This window comes from Sphingopyxis soli (genome assembly GCF_018682675.1).
Taxonomy (GTDB): domain Bacteria; phylum Pseudomonadota; class Alphaproteobacteria; order Sphingomonadales; family Sphingomonadaceae; genus Sphingopyxis; species Sphingopyxis soli.
In genome coordinates, this window is sequence record NZ_JAFMTR010000035.1 from 34392 (window position 1) to 51484 (window position 17093).

At 67.3% G+C, this 17093-nt stretch carries 15 protein-coding genes; 11 read left to right on the top strand and 4 right to left on the bottom strand.

Translation table 11 applies throughout. The annotated features are described in order from the left end of the window. Positions 1–299: 299 nt before the first annotated feature. The 7 genes from J1N50_RS04775 (at position 300) to J1N50_RS04805 (ending at position 4881) form a co-directional block, all read left to right on the top strand. On the top strand, positions 300–608 hold the full coding sequence (locus J1N50_RS04775; protein ID WP_058456827.1) for a hypothetical protein: 309 nt from the start codon (positions 300–302) through the stop codon (positions 606–608). Positions 609–709: 101 nt separating this feature from the next. Further along, on the top strand, positions 710–844 hold the full coding sequence (rpmH, locus tag J1N50_RS04780; RefSeq protein WP_003046693.1) for a 50S ribosomal protein L34: 135 nt from the start codon (positions 710–712) through the stop codon (positions 842–844). Between the two features lie 29 nt (positions 845–873). Beyond that, positions 874–1221, top strand: coding sequence for a ribonuclease P protein component (gene rnpA, locus J1N50_RS04785; RefSeq protein WP_215350596.1), 348 nt, complete (start codon positions 874–876; stop codon positions 1219–1221). Positions 1222–1363: 142 nt separating this feature from the next. Next, a complete protein-coding gene (yidD, locus tag J1N50_RS04790; protein WP_215350597.1) occupies positions 1364–1576 on the top strand; it encodes a membrane protein insertion efficiency factor YidD in 213 nt (70 codons plus the stop codon). Positions 1577–1620: 44 nt separating this feature from the next. After that, positions 1621–3363 carry a membrane protein insertase YidC gene (gene yidC / locus J1N50_RS04795; protein ID WP_215350598.1) on the top strand — a complete coding sequence of 581 codons (1743 nt, stop codon included), beginning with the start codon at positions 1621–1623 and terminating at the stop codon, positions 3361–3363. Then, the gene (yihA, locus tag J1N50_RS04800; protein ID WP_215350599.1) at positions 3360–4010 is read left to right on the top strand and encodes a ribosome biogenesis GTP-binding protein YihA/YsxC; all 651 of its coding nucleotides are present in this window, start codon (positions 3360–3362) and stop codon (positions 4008–4010) included. The genes yidC and yihA overlap by 4 nt, the downstream gene beginning before the upstream one ends. A 199-nt stretch (positions 4011–4209) precedes the next feature. Next, positions 4210–4881, top strand: a complete 672-nt coding sequence (locus J1N50_RS04805) for a glutathione S-transferase family protein (protein WP_215350600.1) — start codon at positions 4210–4212, stop codon at positions 4879–4881. Between the two features lie 113 nt (positions 4882–4994). Here J1N50_RS04805 and J1N50_RS04810 read toward each other — a convergent pair whose 3' ends face one another. The 3 genes from J1N50_RS04810 to J1N50_RS04820 all read right to left on the bottom strand — a co-directional run bounded on the left by J1N50_RS04810 (position 4995) and on the right by J1N50_RS04820 (position 9235). After that, entirely contained in the window at positions 4995–6368 is a 1374-nt protein-coding gene (locus J1N50_RS04810; protein ID WP_215350601.1) for a glutamate--cysteine ligase, read from the bottom strand. A 62-nt stretch (positions 6369–6430) separates the two neighbouring features. Continuing rightward, positions 6431–8341, bottom strand: a complete 1911-nt coding sequence (locus J1N50_RS04815) for a proprotein convertase P-domain-containing protein (protein WP_215350602.1) — start codon at positions 8339–8341, stop codon at positions 6431–6433. Positions 8342–8494: 153 nt separating this feature from the next. Then, complete coding sequence (locus tag J1N50_RS04820) at positions 8495–9235, bottom strand: 16S rRNA (uracil(1498)-N(3))-methyltransferase (protein ID WP_215350603.1); 741 nt, start codon at positions 9233–9235, stop codon at positions 8495–8497. Positions 9236–9452: 217 nt separating this feature from the next. Here J1N50_RS04820 and J1N50_RS04825 point away from each other — a divergent pair, with 217 nt between their 5' ends. From J1N50_RS04825 to ubiA, 4 genes are all read left to right on the top strand, one after another. Further along, positions 9453–11369, top strand: a complete 1917-nt coding sequence (locus J1N50_RS04825; protein ID WP_215350604.1) for a TadE/TadG family type IV pilus assembly protein — start codon at positions 9453–9455, stop codon at positions 11367–11369. Beyond that, a complete protein-coding gene (locus J1N50_RS04830) occupies positions 11366–11962 on the top strand; it encodes a TadE/TadG family type IV pilus assembly protein (RefSeq protein ID WP_215350605.1) in 597 nt (198 codons plus the stop codon). The genes J1N50_RS04825 and J1N50_RS04830 overlap by 4 nt, the downstream gene beginning before the upstream one ends. Next, positions 11959–12618 carry a TadE/TadG family type IV pilus assembly protein gene (locus J1N50_RS04835; RefSeq protein WP_215350606.1) on the top strand — a complete coding sequence of 220 codons (660 nt, stop codon included), beginning with the start codon at positions 11959–11961 and terminating at the stop codon, positions 12616–12618. Before J1N50_RS04830 ends, J1N50_RS04835 begins: the two co-directional genes overlap by 4 nt. 64 nt (positions 12619–12682) lie before the next feature. Next, a complete protein-coding gene (gene ubiA, locus J1N50_RS04840) occupies positions 12683–13603 on the top strand; it encodes a 4-hydroxybenzoate octaprenyltransferase (RefSeq protein WP_215350607.1) in 921 nt (306 codons plus the stop codon). 34 nt (positions 13604–13637) lie between these two features. Here ubiA and smc read toward each other — a convergent pair whose 3' ends face one another. Next, entirely contained in the window at positions 13638–17081 is a 3444-nt protein-coding gene (gene smc / locus J1N50_RS04845; RefSeq protein WP_215350608.1) for a chromosome segregation protein SMC, read from the bottom strand. Positions 17082–17093: the final 12 nt, after the last annotated feature.

Genomic DNA, 17093 nt, shown 5'->3' on the forward strand with positions numbered 1-17093 from the left:
GGGAGGTGGCAGCGCGGAGCGCTGACGGAGGGGCTTTTGCGCCGACGTCGCGGCCCCTCCACCACTCGCTTCGCGAGCGGTCCCCCTCCCCATGGCTGCGCCACAGGGAGGATAATTCCCTCTTCGTCATCCCGGACTTGATCCGGGATCCATGGCCACCCTCGCCTTCTGGACCCCGGATCAAGTCCGGGGTGACGAGTGTCTGGAAACACCCCAAAGCGGACATGCGCGATCGTCGGTTCGGGCGTGCCGAACTGCTTTATCCTTGCAACACGCCGCAGGCTCCCCACATCGCCCCTATGGCGAAACGGAGCCTCTACCAGCGCTTGCGGCGTAATGCGCAGGTTCGCCTCGCGCTCTTCCTGCTCGGCGTGCTGCTGATCGTCGCCGCGCCGGTCGTCGGCGTGCTTCCCGGCCCCGGCTTCATCATCCTCTTCCCCGTCGGCCTGATGCTCTGCCTCCAGAACAGCGCGTGGGCCAAGCGGCGCTATGTCCGCTTCAAGCGCAGTCACCCGCGCTACGGCGAGCGCGCCGACCGGATCATGCGCCGCGTCAGCGCCGCGCGGCGGCGGGCACGTGCCGCCCTGGAGTCGCTTGATGGCGATTGACTTTGCCCCGAATCCCGCTTATCGGCGCGTCCAACAGTGGCCGCCCACGTCTGGCGGCCCTTTTCTGTTACGGCATTTGACAAGATCTAGGGAAAACCGCGATGAAGCGCACCTATCAACCGAGCCGCCTCGTGCGCAAGCGCCGTCACGGCTTCCGCGCCCGCAAGGCCACCGTCGGCGGCCGCAAGGTTCTGGCCGCTCGCCGCGCCCGCGGCCGCAAGAAGCTGTCGGCCTAAGCGCCGGCGCTTCTGCGCCAGCCCGTCTGGTGCGAACGCTATCGAAACGCAGCGAATTTCTGGCCGCCAACCGCGGCCTTCGCTTCCCTATGCCCGGCTTTGTCCTCCTCGTCCGCCCGCGCGGCGACGGCGACGATGAGCCGGGCGTCGGCTTTACGGTCAGCAAGAAGGTCGGCAACGCCGTCACCCGCAACCGGATTAAGCGCCGCTTCCGCGAACTTGCGCGCGCCGCGCTTCGCGAATCGGGCATCGCCGGCGCCGACCATGTGCTGATCGGGCGCCCCGGCGGCAACGACATCGCCTTTGCCGAACTCGGCGAGCATCTCGATTCGGCGCTAAAGCGCGCGGCGAAGAAGCTGGCGGCGAAGGCGTTATGAGCGTTGCCCTTCTCCCTTATCGTCACCCCGGACTTGATCCGGGGTCCATAACCACCGCGGTCGCATGGACCCCGGATCAAGTCCGGGGTGACGAACAAAGGGCAATCGCGAATGAAGTTCGGCAGTTTTCCGGTCTTTGTTCATGATCGCAAAGCTGCTCATCCTGATCGCCCGCGGCTGGCAACTCGGCCCGTCGCGCATCCTGCCGCCGACCTGCCGCTACGCCCCGTCGTGCAGCGAATATGCGATCGTCGCGTTCAAACGCCATGGTGCGATCAAGGGTGGCTGGCTGGCGACAAAGCGGCTATTGCGCTGCCATCCTTGGGGCGGTCACGGCTACGACCCGGTTCCGTGAAGCCGTATTCCCGACATTTTTGAGACGAAGAGAGACCGAAGAGCGTGGACGACAAGCGTAACTGGATCACGGCAATCTTGCTGTCGGCGGCCATCCTGCTGGGCTGGAACTTCGTCGCGCAGAAATTCTTCCCGACCCCGACGAAGCCCGACGTGACCAAGACGGTTGCGGGTTCGCCGACCGCGGCGACCGCCACGCCGGGCACGCCCGCCACGCCGCCGGCAACGGGTGCGACCCCCGCCGCGCCCGCCGTGCAGGCGATCGTCCCCGTCGAAACCGCCGTTGCCTCGGCCAACCGCGTGCCGATCGAGACCCCGGCGCTCGCGGGCTCGATCAACCTCGCCGGCGCGCGCATCGACGATGTGACGCTCACCAAATATCGCCAGACGATCAAGAAGAACGCGCCGCCGGTGCGCCTCTTCGCGCCCGGCAACACCAAGGCCGCCTATTTCGCGAGCGTCGGCTGGGCCGCGCAGGGCATCGAGGTTCCGGGCCCCGCGACGATCTGGACCGCGTCGGGTGCGAAGCTCACGCCGACGACGCCGGTGACGCTGAGCTGGTCGAACACGACCGGCCAGACGTTCCGCATCGAATATAGCATCGACGCCGATTATCTGATCACCGCGAAACAGACGATCGCCAACAGCGGCGCGGCACCGGTCAGCGCAAGCAGCTTCGCGCTGATCGACCGGCTCGGCAAGCCGACCGATCCGCACGAACAGGACAGCTGGACGATCCACGTCGGGCCGACCGGCTATCTCGGCGGCAAATCGGTGTTCGACGTCAATTACACCGACCTCGACGACGGTACTGCGGCGAAATATGATTCGGCCGGCTGGCTCGGTTTCACCGACAAATATTGGCTCGCGGCGGTCGTCCCGGCCAAGGGCGAACGCGTCAGCGCGTCGATCACCTCGCCCGCAGCCAACAATTACCAGACGCTGTTCGCCCGCAATTTCGCCGAGGTCGCACCCGGCAAGCAGATCACGACGACGACGCGCATCTTCGCGGGCGCGAAGGAGGTCTATACCCTCCAGCGCTATGAGAAGGACCAGGGCATTACCCGCCTGTCGAACGCGATCGACTGGGGCTGGTTCGAATTTTTCGCGGTGCCGATCTTCAAGCTGCTCGACTGGCTGTTCCGCATGGTCGGCAATTTCGGCGTCGCGATCATGCTGCTGACGCTGATCATCCGCGGCCTGATGTTCCCGATCGCGCAGCGTCAGTTCCATTCGATGGCGCAGATGCGCCTCGTCCAGCCGAAGATGAAGGCGCTGCAGGAACGCTACAAGGACGACAAGCCGCGCCAGCAGCAGGAGCTGATGAAGCTCTACAAGGACGAGAAGATCAATCCGCTCGCGGGCTGTCTGCCGATCGTCATCCAGATTCCGATCTTCTATGCACTCTACAAGGTGCTGATGCTGACGATCGAAATGCGCCACCAGCCCTTCGCGCTGTGGATCAAGGATCTGTCGGCGCCCGATCCGGCGCATTTCCTGAACCTGTTCGGGCTCCTGGACTTCACGCCGCCGTCGCTGCTCGCGCTCGGGCCGCTCGCGCTGATCCTCGGCATCACGATGTTCCTCCAGTTCCGCCTCAACCCGCAGGCGACCGATCCGGTGCAGCAGCAGGTGTTCAAGATCATGCCGTGGATGTTCATGTTCATCATGGCGCCGTTCGCGGCGGGCCTGCTGCTCTACTGGATCACGAACAACTGCCTGTCGATCGCGCAGCAGCAGTTCATGTATCGCAAGTTCCCGCAGCTGAAGGCGGCCCCGGCGAAGTGAGCGAGATCGATCCGGGCGCGGAGGACAGGGAGGAACGGGCACGCAAGCTGTTTGCTGGCCCGATCGCCTTCCTGAAATCGGCCCCCGCGCTCCAGCATCTGCCGGCGCCAAGCGTGCCCGAGATCGCGTTCGCGGGCCGCTCGAACGTCGGCAAATCGTCGCTGCTCAACGCGCTGACGAACCGCAACGGACTGGCGCGCACCTCGGTCACGCCGGGGCGGACGCAGGAGCTCAACTATTTCGACGTCGGCGAACCGCTGGTGTTCCGCCTCGTCGACATGCCGGGCTATGGTTTCGCCAAGGCGCCGAAGGATGTCGTCAGGAAATGGCGCTTCCTCGTGAACGATTATCTGCGCGGCCGCCAGGTGCTCAAGCGCACGCTCGTGCTGATCGACAGCCGCCACGGGATCAAGGATGTCGACCGCGAGGTGCTCGAAATGCTCGATATCGCCGCGGTCAGTTACCGCCTCGTCCTCACCAAGACCGACAAGATCAAGGCGAGCGACCTCGCCGCGGTGCAGGCCGCGACCGAGGCCGAAGCCCGCAAGCACCCCGCCGCGCACCCCAAGGTGATCGCGACCAGCAGCGAGAAGGGCATGGGCATCGCCGAGCTGCGCACCGCGGTGCTGGAGGCGGTCGAGAGTTAGTGCGGATTTATCCTCTCCCCTTGGGGGAGAGGATGGTGCAGGTTGCGGACGTGTCCGCTACCGGAACCTGGAGAGGGGTAGCGGCCCGCCGGGCCGCGCGAGCCTTTGGCTCGCATCACCCTCTCCCAGCTTCGACTAGCCAGAAGGCTGGCAAGTCTACACAACCCTCCCCCGTTGAGGGGGAGGGAGGAGAATTTGCATGAAACTGTTCATCGGTAACAAGGCCTATTCGAGCTGGAGCCTGCGCGGCTGGCTCGCGGTCAAGCATAGCGGCCTGCCCTTCGAGGAGGTGACCGTCCCGCTCTATGACGAGGACTGGTCGAAACGCCGCGAGGGCGACGAATTCGCGCCGTCGGGCGGCAAGGTGCCGATCCTGTGGGACGGCGACGACATCGTCGTCTGGGACAGCCTGGCGATCATCGACTATCTCAACGAAAAGACCGGCGGCACGCGCGGCTTCTGGCCCGAGGACATGGCCGCCCGCGCGATGGCGCGGTCGATGGCGGCCGAAATGCATTCGAGCTTCGCCGCGCTCCGCCGCAACCACAGCATGAACATCCGCCGCATCTACCCCGCGGCCGAGCTGCTGCCCGAGGTGCAGGCCGATGTCGTCCGCATCCTGCAGATCTGGGCCGAAGCGCGCGCGCGCTTCGGCGGCGAGGGGGATTATCTGTTCGGCGAATGGTCGGCGGCCGACATCATGTTCGCCCCCGTCGTCACGCGCTTCCTGACCTATTCGATCCCGCTCCCGCGTTTCGCCATCCCCTATTGCCAGGCGGTGATCAGCCACCCCTGTATGCAGGAGTGGATCGGCGGCGCGCAGGCCGAGGACTGGGTTATCGAACAATTCGAGATGGCCGGGCCGGACTGAGGCCGTCGCCGGGTTGCGGGCGATGGCTGGCCGTTATCTCACCGCCCGCAGGCGGGAGGGGAAATATGGGCTCGCTTCCAAAGGCAGGTCCCCATCCGATCGGGACGGTGCGATCAGAAGCTCAGCTCGTCGTAGATTTTCGACAGGTCGTGATCCCACGGCCCCTCGTAACGGTCGAGCAGGTCGTGGGCGGGCGATTTGCCCGTCGCCGCGATGCGGCGCAGCGGTTCGAGGAAGCCGACCTCGTTGTCGCCCATCGAATTGACCTGTCCGCGCGCCGCGAGCCCCGCTGCGGCGATGTCGAGCACGCGGTGCGCGAGCTGGCCGACGGAGCCGCCGCCGGGCGCGGGGGCGTCGAGGCCTTCGCTGGGGACGGCATCGCGCAGCGCCTGCTGCTCCTCGATGCTCCAGCCCTTGACGAGATCCCAGGCGGCGTCGAGCGCGCCCTGGTCGTAGAGCAGGCCGACCCACAGCGCGGGCAGCGCGCAGATGCGGTACCACGGGCCGCCGTCGGCGCCGCGCATTTCGAGGAAGCTCTTGAGCCGCACCTCGGGGAAGGCGGTCGAGAGATGGTCGGTCCAGTCGGAAAGCCGCGGCAGTTCGCCGGGCAGAGCCGACAGCTCGCCTTTCAGGAAATCGCGGAAGCTGAGACCCGCCGCATCGATATATCGGCCGTCGCGGAAGACGAAATACATCGGCACGTCGAGCATATAGTCGACATAGCGGTCGTAGCCGAAGCCGTCCTCGAACACGAAGGGCAACATGCCGGTGCGCGCGGGGTCGGTGTCGGTCCAGATATGGCTGCGATACGACATATAGCCGTTGGGTTTGCCCTCGGTGAAGGGCGATGAGGCGAAGAGCGCGGTCGCGAGCGGCTGGAGTGCGAGGCTGACGCGGAACTTCTGCACCATGTCGGTCTCGGACGAATAGTCGAGGTTGGTCTGGATGGTGCAGGTGCGCAGCATCATGTCGAGCCCCATGCTGCCGACGCGCGGCATATGCTCCAGCATGATCTTGTAGCGGCCCTTGGGCATGATCGGCAGCTCGGCGCGCGTCTTGTCGGGCCACATGCCGAGCCCGAGGAAACCGAGCCCGAGTTCGGCGCCTACTTCCTTCACCTGCTTGAGGTGGCGGCCGGTTTCGGCGCAGGTCTGATGGAGATTCTCGAGCGGGGCGCCCGAAAGCTCCAACTGCCCCGCGGGTTCGAGGCTGACGGTGCCGTCGCTGCCGGCGAGCGCGATGACATTCCCGCCCTCGATCACCGGCTCCCAACCGAAGCGCGTGAGCGCCATCAAGAGGTCGCGGATGCCGCCGGGCTCGTCATAGGAGGGGGCGCGGTGGTCGGCGGTGCGATAGACGAATTTTTCGTGCTCGGTACCGATCCGCCAGCGATCGCTCGGCTTCTCGCCCCTGGCCATGGGCGCCGCGAGCTGGTCGCGACTTTCGATGATCGGATCGTGGCTGTCGGAAGCGGTGCGCGTGCTCATTTCGCGCCATCTAGACTATTCGGTATAGAATGCAATCGGGGTCATGAGGGGCGCCGACGGTGTCAGTTCACCGTGACGTCGAACGTCACCGCCATCGCTGCCGCGGGGGCCAGGGTCGCGGTGCTGGCGGACACGGTGGTTCCACCGATCGCCGCGCCGAAGGGGTCGCTTTCGTCCGCTCCCGCCGCATCGTCGTCCTCGGCCGTGGTCGCGCCCGCGCAGCTCGTCCCGCTGCGCAGCGACCCCGGAACGAAGGTGGTGGTGGCGGGCAGGGGATCGGAAACGAGGATGCCTGTCGTGGTCGCGCTGCCGCCGTTGGTGACGAGCAGGCAATAGCGCATCGTCGCGCCGGGGACCGCCTTGGGGTTGGTAGTGCCGTTCGACGGGTCGCTGACGACGCTGCTCGTCTTGGCGATCAGCAGATTGCCGACCGGACGGCAGAAGAGAAAGTCGTGGATCGCCATCCCCTGCTGCCCCGGATTGGCCGGAGCAAGGCTGTGGCTGCCATAGTCGATGGTGATGCTGTCCACCGGCGCCGCGAAGGTCACGGTCACGGTGCCGTCGGCGCTGGCGTCGGCGGACAGGACATCGCCATAGGCGGTGCTGCCGATGACATAGTTGGCGGTGCCGTTCGTCAGCACCGGCGTGACGTTCGTGCCGTTGAAGCTGCCGGTCACCGTGACGCGGTCGGCGAACTGCCCCGCCGCATAGTCGACGTCGAACAGCCGGAACTGCGCGCCGGGGACTGCGGTGGGCAGGGTGATCGTCGAGGCGACGGAGCCCGCCTGGCTGGTGAAATCGACCAGCTCGAAGATCGAATATTGCGCCGGCGACAGCGCGCCGGTGACGATATTCTGCCGCGTCGGCGACTGGCCGCCATAGGTCGCGTTGTTGAGGAACGCGCCGCCGCTGATCGCGATGTTGAAGCCGGTCGTTCCGATCGCGGTCAGCGCATAGCTGCCGCTGGTCGCCCCCGCGCTCCACGTCACGCTGTCCCAGTCGAGCGTCGTCGTCCCGGCCGGGCAGACGAGCGTCGGCGGGGTTCCGGCGGTGCGCGTTCCGGCGACGGTGAAGCTCGCCGCGGCATAATCGTCCTCGCCCGCGGCGCCGTTGCCGGGGGTCGAATCATAATCATAGGCAGAGGAGGCGCTGACCTCCGCGACATTGGTGATCGTCGCGCCCGCGGTTGCCGAGACGGTGCCGCTGATCGTCAGCGTGCGCGTCGTGCCCGGCGGGATGCTGCCGACGCTCCAGACCCCGGTGGTGCTGTTATAGCTGCCGAACCCCGATGCGCCGGTGAAGGTGACGCCGGCGGGTAGCATGTCCTGCACCGTCACGCCGGTGGCGGTCAGCGCCGAGCCCGCGGCATTGGTCACGCTGAGGGTATAGCTGATGCTGGCCCCCGCCGAAGGGTTCGCGTTGCTCACCGATTTCGCGAGCGACAGGTCGGCATAAGGCGACAGCGGCACGCTGGTCAGGGTCAGGTCGGCGCGCGTGAAACTGCCGCTGTCGCCGTTCAGCGAGTCGCAGATCGACAATTGCCACGTTCCCGCCGTTCCCTGTCCGTTGAAGTCGGCAAGCGCGCCCTCGGGGCGGAAGCTCCGCTGGTACGGCGGCGCCGCCGCCGTGTTGTCGTTCGCCGTGTGGGTCGAGATGCTCGCCGCCGCGCTGTCGTCGAACAGCACGTTCAGATTGTCGGCGCCGGTCCCGACATTGGTGATCAGATTGACGACGGTCCCCGCCGGCGAGGTCAGCGTGATGCGAAGGTCGCCGCGATAGCTGTGGCCGAGCTGGACGCCGATATTGACGTCGGTAACCTGCGTGTTCGACGCGACGGTGAAATTGCGCACCATCGGCCCGGTGCAGGGGGTGGCGGTTTCGCTGATCGCGCCGGCTGCCGTGTTGCTGTAGGTCGCGCTGGTCTGGGCCGCAGCGGGTGCAACGACGAGAGCCAGCGCCAGCCAGGCAAGCATGGTCGCCGCCCGCCTCAGCAGTGCCCGCTGGCCCCCACGCCAGCGATCTCGGCTCTGGTCCCGCCGTTGCATGAGCAGGCCTTGCGGCCGATATCCCTAATTTGGAGTTAATAACTGCCAGACTGGCAGCAACAATGTCCAGTTTTGGGACAGTTACCTCCAATCGCCGTTTGCCGCCATCCACACCCCGATGGCCGCGATAGCCGCGGTCTCGGCGCGCAGGATGCGCGGGCCGAGCGCGATGCGCCGGACTGCGGGGTGTGCGAGCAGCAGATTGCGCTCGGCGGTGGTGAAGCCGCCCTCGGGTCCGGTCAGGATCGCGGCCGGCGGGGGCGCCGCGGCGGCGGCGAGCGATTCGCCGCCTTGTTCGTCGGCGAAGAGCAGCGACCGTCCGGCGGGCCATGTTTTCAGGAGCTGCGGCAGCTTCACCGGCTCGGCGAGTTCGGGAAGCGCGGTGCGCCCGCATTGCTCGCACGCCTCGACGATCTGCGCCTCGAGCCGTTCGTGCCTGACCCATTCGACGATCGTCCGTTCGGTGATCACCGGCTGCAGCCGCGCGACGCCGAGTTCGGTCGCCTTTTCGATGATCCAGTCGAGCCGCGCCTTCTTCACCGGCGCGAAGCAGAGCCAGAGGTCGGGCACCGCCTCGCGCGGGCGCATCAGCGCCTCGATGGCGATGTCGAGCGAGCGCTTGCCCGCGTCGGCGATGCGTCCGAGCCATTCGCCGCTGCGATTGTCGAACAGCAGCAGCGGGTCGCCCACCTTCAGCCGCATGACGTTCAGCAGATAGTGCGCAGCCGCGCCGTCGATGTGCGGCGCGGCTTCGGGGCCGAGCGGCTGGTCGATATAGAGGCGGGGAGTACTGGCAGGCGGCCAGGCGGGTGTTGCGGGCATGGCGCCGCGATAGCAGAGCGCGCAGCGCGGCGCATCTGCCGCGTTGGCGCCGTGCCGGGATCGCCGATCTGTCCCGATACGGGTCAAAATTCCCGCCGATACGCGCGCATGTCGAGGGGGCCGATTAGCGATTTGGTAAGCAGTTTCCCCCTAGGTGCGAGGATACCAGTCGCGCATCTGGGTGGGTGGTGCGTCTGGACCAAGAGGGGTTTAGACCATGCGAGGGACCATTTTGAACGGCCTCAGGGCCGGCGCCTCGAAACTTCTGCGCGACCAGCGCGGCAACGCCATGATGCTGACGGCGGCGGCGATCATCCCGGTGATCGGCATTGTCGGTTCGGCGGTCGACATCGGCCGCGCCTATATGGCGCAGCTCCGCCTGCAGCAGGCGTGCGACGCGGGCGTGCTCGCCGGCCGCCGCGCGATGGCCGGCGGCAGCTATGGCGACCCGCAGAAGGCCGAAGCGAACAAGATGTTCAACTTCAACTATCCCACCGGAATGTACGGCAGCACGGGCATATCCTTCTCGTCGGTGCCGGTCGGGACGTCGTCGGTCGGCGGCACCGCGGCGGCGACGCTGCCTACACTCGTGATGACGATGTTCGGCAAGGAGAATTTCGCGCTATCGGTCAATTGCGAGGCGAAGCTCGAGATCTCGAGCACCGATGTGATGCTCGTGCTCGACGTCACCGGGTCGATGGACGATCCGATCGCCGACAATGATGCGGGCGGCGGCGCGACGATCGCGAAAATCGCGGCGCTCCGCAACGCGGCCAACCTGTTCATGACGACGATCACCTCGGCCGAACGTGGCGACGGGCGCCTGCGGATCGGCGTCGTCCCGTACAGCGGCACGGTCAATGTCGGGGGGATCCTGCAGTCGAGCTGGATTGCCGACACCGTTACCGTGCCGTCGCGGCAGCCGAACACCGCCGCGCTGTGGACGACGACGGGGAACACGAGCAACAACAGCAGTACGAATCCAACGAGCTGGTCGGGCTACACGTCGCAAACGGTCAACAACACCACGTCAGCCAATTGTCTGAAGAGCAGCGAAACGGTCGCCGGAACGTCATCGACGACGGTGAACGGTCCGAACACGTCCGGCGACACGCGGACGACGACGACGACGACGACGACGCCCTACACCGAATATCAGTATCGCAACCAGTCCTTCAACAACTCGACCAAGGTCTGCACCCGTCAAGTGCGGTCGCGGACCTATAGCGATAGCACGGTCCAGACGAAGACCGAGAAATATACCTACACCTATCTCGACCGCACCTTCAACGTGTCGTCGGGGAAGAACATGTCCACGTCGCTGTCGTTCAACACGGGGACGGCGGGCGCGAGCCAGTCCGCGCCGTGGACCGGCTGCGTGATGGAGCGCGCCACCAACGCCTTCGCGTCGAACGCCGCGCCGCCGGCGAACACCTATGACATGGATATCGACCTGGTGCCGACGGCGAACGACGACACCAAGTGGCGGATGTTCATTCCCTATTTCGTCTATTCGCGTTCGTCGCCGGCCAACGTGAATTCGACCACCAACAGCACCAATTTCGGCAAGCAGTCGGAGAATTTCGGCGACACCGGCGCCTGTCCGGTACCGGTCATGAAGCTGACCAACATGGATGCTGCCGGCAAGACCGCGTTCACCAACAAGATCAACGGCCTCAAAGCCCAGGGTTATACCTATCACGACGCCGGCATGGCGTGGGGCGCCCGGCTGATCTCGCCCGACGGTCTGTTCGCCGCCGAGAACGGCAATTACATGGGCCGCCCGGTCGGACGCCACATCATCTTCATGACCGATGGCGAAATGAACACGCCGCGCACCAACTATTCGCATCAGGGCCTTGAGCAGGTGATGCAGCGCATCGGTGCGACCGATAACGCCGACGCCATCGCGCGCCACACCAACCGTCTGAGCTATCTGTGCTCGGCTGCGAAGCAGAAGGGCATCGTGGTCTGGATCATCGGCTTTGGCGTCGACCTCGATGACCCCAAGAATGCGAAGCTTGTCGCCTGCGCCTCGTCGGGCAAGGCGTATGAAGCGGGCAGCAGCGCGCAGCTCGCCAGCATCTTCTCGCAGATCGCGCAGCAGATTTCGCGCCTGAGGCTGTCGCAATGACGCGCCGGTCCAGCCTGCTCCGTCGGCTTCGCGACAGCGAGCGTGGCGCGGCGCTCGTCGAGTTCGCCTTCACCGGGCCGCTCTTCATCCTGCTGCTGATGGGCATCTTCGACTATAGCTGGCAGATGTACGCAAAGCAGGTGTTGCAAGGCGCCGTCGCAAAAGCGGGGCGCGATTCGACGCTTGAAACGGGCAGCAACAGCCAGACGGCGCTCGACAATGCGGTGAAGGCGTCGGTGCTGAAAGTATTTCCTCACGCTGAAGTGACCTTCGCCCGCCGGGCCTACGACAATTTCAGCGAGGTCGGGAATCCCGAACCGTTCAACGACGACAATGGCGACGGCGCGCACCAGAACACCGAATGCTTCGAGGATGTGAACGGGAACGGCGTCTGGGACAGCGACCGCGCGCGCGGCGGCAACGGCGGCGCCGACGACGTCATCCTCTACACCGTGGAGATGAAGTTCGATCGCGTCCTGCCCGTGTGGCGGATGCTGGGTCAGCCGCAGGAAACCACGTTGAGGGAGACAACCGTGCTGCGCAACCAGCCCTTCGCCGTCGGTTCCGACGCCAGCCCGGTGCGCTGCCCATGAGCGCCCGGCGGACCATCATGCGCGCGATCGTGCGGCGGCTGCGCCGCGATCGCCGCGGCGCCGTGCTCGTCGAAATGGCGTTCACCGTGCCCTTGCTCGTTCTGCTCGGCTTCGGGGGGATCGAGATCGCCAACCTGGTGCTGGTGCATACGCGGGTCAGCCAGATCGCGCTCGGCGCGGCGGACAACGCGTCGCGCATCGCGACGGGCGATTCCCTGTCGCAACCGATCATTCGCGAGATCGACATCAACGAAGTCTTTTCGGGTGTCGAGAAACAGGCCCGCAACATGGATTTCGAGCGCCGCGGCCGCGTCATCCTGTCGAGCCTTGAGCGCAACGCCGACGGCGGGCAGTGGATCCACTGGCAGCGCTGTTACGGCGACCTTGGGGTTCAGTCGAGCTTCGGCGCCGCCGGCGCCGGCGCGACGGGCAACGTCTTTCCCGGCATGGGGCCGACGGGCAAGGAAGTCACCGCCGCCGCGGGCACCGCAGTGATGTTCGTCGAAGTCTATTACGACTATCAGCCTTTGCTTTATGGCAAATGGCTCGGACCGCGGCGCATCCACACGACGGCCGCGTTCAACGTCCGCGAAGCACGCGATCTTAGGGAAGGGTTCAACCCGACCCCCACGGGCACGGTCGCCAGCTGCACCTGATCGCGGCCGGATCGATCCAATCAACCATTTATCCGGCTCGCGCCGCCTGCTAGGCCGCGAGCCGATGACCGCCGCGCCACCCGACAGCCAGTTCCAGGGTTTCGTCGCCCTCCTGCCGACCGGCGCGAGGCCTTACGCGCTGCTCGCGCGCTTCGACCGGCCGATCGGCTGGTGGCTGCTCTATTGGCCGTGCGCCTTCGGGCTCGCGCTTGGCGGTGGTGCGCTCCGTCACTGGCCCTTGTTCCTTTGGCTGCTGCTCGGTGCGATCGCGATGCGCGGTGCGGGCTGCGTCTATAACGACATCGTCGATCGCGATCTCGACGCGAAGGTCGCGCGCACCGCGTCGCGGCCCATCGCGAGCGGGGCGGTGCCCGTGCGGAATGCGCTGCTGTGGACGATCCTGCTTTCGCTGGTCGGCCTGCTCGTGCTCGTCCAGTTGCCGCGCGGGGCGCAGATCGTCGCGCTGGCCAGCCTCGCGCTCGTTGCCGCCTATCCCTTCATGAAGCGCATCACCTGGTGGCCGCAGGCGTGGCTCGGCCTGGTCTTCAGCTGGGGTGCGCTTGTCGGCTGGATCGCGGTTGGCGGCGGCGCCAATAATGCAGACGGGGGACTCGGGCTGCCGCTTCTCTATGCCGGATGTATCGCATGGGTGATCGGCTATGACACCATCTATGCATTGCAGGATATCGAGGATGATGCGCTGGTCGGCGTGAAGTCGAGCGCGCGCGCGATGGGCGCCCATGTGAAGGGCGGCGTGGGTTTCTGCTATGCCGCGGCGCTCGCCTGCTGGGCGGGCGCGCTGTGGAGCGTGCGGCCCGATCCGCTAGTGTTCGTCGCGCTCGTCCCCGCGGCACTGCACCTGACGGGGCAGGTCGTGACGCTGAACCCGGCCGATGGCGCCGATGCGCTCGCCAAGTTTCGCAGCAATCGCTTTGCGGGCCTGCTGGTGTTCGCGGCGATGCTGGTGGTCGGCAGCGCGCCCTGAGCAGGAATCCTCCACGGCTCCGCCGTAGGGGGGATCATTCCGCCGCGAGCAACTCCTCGGCGCCGCCGAGATCGACCGAGACGAGGCGGCTGACGCCCTTCTCGATCATCGTCACGCCGAACAACCGGTGCATCCGCGCCATGGTGACGGCATTGTGGGTGACGATCAGGTAGCGCGTGTTCGTCTCGCGCGTCATGCGGTCGAGCAGATCGCAGAAACGCTCGATATTCGCGTCGTCGAGCGGCGCATCGACCTCGTCGAGGACGCAGATCGGCGCGGGGTTGGTGAGGAACAGGCCGAAGATCAGCGCGACCGCGGTCAGCGCCTGCTCGCCGCCCGACAGCAAGGTCAGCGTGCCGAGCCTTTTGCCCGGCGGCTGCGCCATGATTTCAAGCCCGGCCTCGAGCGGATCGTCCGAATCGACGAGTTCGAGATGCGCCTGGCCGCCGTTGAACAGCGTCGTGAAGAGCCGCTGGAAATGCCCGTTCACCGTCTCGAACGCCGCGAGCAGGCGGACCCGCCCCTCGCGGTTCAGATTGCCGATCGAGCCGCGCAGACGGTTCACCGCCTGCGTCAGTTCCTCGATCTCGGCGGCGTTCCGCTCGCGCTCGGTGTCGAGTTCGGCAAGCTCATCGGCGGCGACGAGATTGACCGGGCCGAGCCGCTCGCGCTCGGCGATCAGCCGGTCGTGCTGCGCCGATTCGTGCATCGCGTCGTCGACGCTGTCCTCCTCGAAGCCGGCCTTTTTGGGCAGCAAAGGCGGCGGGCATTCGAAGCGCTCGCCCGACAGGCGGCCCATCTCGACGCGGCGCAGTTCGGCGTTTTCGGAACGGGCGACCGCGCCCGCGCGGGTCTCGCGCGCCGCGGCGACGCGCTCGCGGATCGCGGTGAGCGCGGTTTCGGCTTCGCGGAGCGCGGCCTCCGCCTCGCGCTCGCGCGATTCGGCGGCGCTCACCTGTTCGCGAAGGGTGACTTGTTGCGTCTCGGCCGCGCTGCGTTCGGTGGCGAGCTTTTCGGGGAGGTCGGCGAGTTTCGCGGCTTCGACGGCGAGGGCTTCGGCGCGTTTGTCCATTTCGGTGACGCGGCGCGCGGCCTCACCGGCGCGGGCTTTCCAGCTCTTGATCTCGGCGCTCACGACCGCCTGCCGTTCGCTCAAGGCCGCGAGGGTGCGTTCGTGTGCCGCCAGCGCGTCGCGGGCTTCGCCGGCGTCGGTGCGCGCGCGCTCGGTTGCGGCTTCCTCGGTGTCGAGCGCGGCGCGCGCGATGCTGTCGTCCGGCAATGCGGCCAGCGCGGCTTCCTGCGCCGCGAGCGCGTCGGCGGCTTCCTTCGCGGCCGCGGCAACCTCGGCAAGGCGACGATCGAACATCGCGGTCGCGTCGCGGTGGCGATCGAGCGCGGCCTGTGCCTGGTCGGCGGCGCGCAGGGCGGCGCGGCGCGCCTCGTCGGCCTGCGCGAGCCCCTTGCGGGCCGCCGCGGCGGCTTCGGCGAGTTCGGCCGCCCTGGCAGCCGCGGTATCGCGGCGATCCTTCAGTTCCTGCACGCCGAGTTCGACTTCAGGACGCTGCGCGGCGAGCGCGTCGAGGCGGTTCCGGCGTTGCAGCCGCTCGGTCGCCGTCGCGCCGTCGCCGCGGGTGACGAAACCGTCCCAGCGCCGCATCATGCCGCCGGTCGTGACGAGGCGTTGGCCGACCGCGAGCCGCTGGCCGTCGTCGTTTTCGGCAACGGCGACCTGCGCGAGGCGGCGGGCGAGTGCCGCAGGCGCGGTGACGAAATCGGCGAGCGATTGCGTTCCTGCGGGAAGCGCCGGATCATCCTTGCCCTTGTCGGCGCCGCCCCAACTCCGCGCCGCATCCCTTGCGGTGCCGGCATCGAGATCGTCGCCGAGCGCGGCGGCGAGCGCGGCTTCATAGCCCGGGGTCACGCGAAGCTGGTCGAGGATGCGGTCGTCGCCGCTCTTCGCGGCGGCAAGCGCGCGTTCGAGCGTCGCCGCCTCTCCGTCCAGCGCGGCGAGCGCGGCGCGGGCTTCGGCGAGACCGGCTTCGATGGTGGCGAGATCGGCGGCGGTCGCTTCGCGGTCGGCTTCGGCGTTCTGCAAGGCGGCTTCGGCCTCAGCGATCGCGGCTTCGGCCGCTTCGGCCGCCCTGGCGCTTTCGGCCCCGGTCGCGGCGAGCGCGGCGCTGTCGCCGAGCGCGGCGATTTCGGCATCGACGCGCGCCTTGTCCTGCGCCACGCGGCGGACGGCAGCTTCGGCGGTGTCGCGGGCAGAGACAGCGATGCGGCGGTCGGCGGCCTCGCTCGCGGCCTTGGCGCGCGCCTGCGCCAACGCGACCTCGGCATCGCGAAGGCGCGTCTGCGCGGCCTGATTGGCCTCGACGAGCGCGGCCTTGTTCGCGTCGTGCGCGGCGATGTCGCGCTCCAGCGTTTTGCTCTCGGCGTCGAGGCCGGTGAGCGCGGCGTGCGCCTCGCGCGCGAATTCGCCTTCGCGGGTCCGATCGTCGGCGAGCCGCGCCTGTTGCGCTGCCAGATCGTCCAGACGCTGTCGCGCCGCGCGTTCCTCGCCCTGCAGGCGGACGAGCGTCGCGGTCGCCTCGGCGAGCGTATCGCGCCGCGCCTGCGCCTCGGCGCGCGCGGCGCCGACGCGCGTCGCGACCTCGACTTGCGCCGCCGAGACGGTCTCGAGTTCGGCCTGCGCGGTTTTCACCGCGGCTTCGGCGGCGTCGGCGTCGCGGCGCGCCTGATCGGCGGCTTCGGCGGCGTCGCGCCAGCGCGCATAGATCAGCCGTCCTTCGGCGACGCGGATCTCCTCGGACAGTTTCTTGTATTTTTCGGCCGCGCGCGCCTGACGCCGGAGCGCGTTCGCGCGCACCTCCATATCGGCGACGATTTCGGAGAGGCGATTGAGGTTGGTTTCGGTCGCGCGCAATTTCTGCTCGGCGTCCTTGCGGCGGACGTGCAGGCCGGCGATGCCCGCCGCTTCTTCGAGCATTGCGCGGCGGTCGGTCGGCTTGGCGGCGATGACATTGGCGATCTTGCCCTGGCTGACCAGCGCCGGGCTGTGCGCGCCGGTCGCGGCGTCGGCGAAGATCAGCGCGACGTCCTTTGCGCGCACGTCGCGGCCGTTGGCGCGATAGGCGCTGCCCGCGCCGCGCTCGATACGGCGGATGATTTCGATCTCGTGGCCGTCGCTCGCGTCCGAAAGCCCCGCGACCACGCCGCCCTCGGTATCGCAATGGATCGCCACCTCGGCGAAATCGCGGGGCGGGCGCCGCGTGGTGCCGGCGAAGATCACATCCTCCATCCCGCCGCCGCGCATCGACTTCGGCGAGGATTCCCCCATCACCCAGCGGATCGCCTCGAGCAGGTTCGACTTGCCGCAGCCATTGGGGCCGACGACCCCGGTGAGGCCGGGTTCGATGCGCAGTTCGGTGGGTTCGACGAAGCTTTTGAAACCGGTCAGGCGCAGCCGCTTTATCTGCACGGAAAGCTCCCG

Excerpts from the sequence above, each read along its gene's own strand:
- J1N50_RS04775 (WP_058456827.1), top strand. The coding sequence starts at position 300 with ATGGCGAAACGGAGCCTCTACCAGCGCTTGCGGCGTAATGCGCAGGTT.
- rpmH (WP_003046693.1), top strand. The coding sequence starts at position 710 with ATGAAGCGCACCTATCAACCGAGCCGCCTCGTGCGCAAGCGCCGTCAC.
- yidD (WP_215350597.1), top strand. The coding sequence starts at position 1,364 with ATGATCGCAAAGCTGCTCATCCTGATCGCCCGCGGCTGGCAACTCGGC.
- J1N50_RS04805 (WP_215350600.1), top strand. The coding sequence starts at position 4,210 with ATGAAACTGTTCATCGGTAACAAGGCCTATTCGAGCTGGAGCCTGCGC.
- J1N50_RS04810 (WP_215350601.1), bottom strand. The coding sequence starts at position 6,368 with ATGAGCACGCGCACCGCTTCCGACAGCCACGATCCGATCATCGAAAGT.
- J1N50_RS04815 (WP_215350602.1), bottom strand. The coding sequence starts at position 8,341 with ATGCTTGCCTGGCTGGCGCTGGCTCTCGTCGTTGCACCCGCTGCGGCC.
- J1N50_RS04820 (WP_215350603.1), bottom strand. The coding sequence starts at position 9,235 with ATGCCCGCAACACCCGCCTGGCCGCCTGCCAGTACTCCCCGCCTCTAT.
- J1N50_RS04825 (WP_215350604.1), top strand. The coding sequence starts at position 9,453 with ATGCGAGGGACCATTTTGAACGGCCTCAGGGCCGGCGCCTCGAAACTT.
- J1N50_RS04830 (WP_215350605.1), top strand. The coding sequence starts at position 11,366 with ATGACGCGCCGGTCCAGCCTGCTCCGTCGGCTTCGCGACAGCGAGCGT.
- J1N50_RS04835 (WP_215350606.1), top strand. The coding sequence starts at position 11,959 with ATGAGCGCCCGGCGGACCATCATGCGCGCGATCGTGCGGCGGCTGCGC.
- ubiA (WP_215350607.1), top strand. The coding sequence starts at position 12,683 with ATGACCGCCGCGCCACCCGACAGCCAGTTCCAGGGTTTCGTCGCCCTC.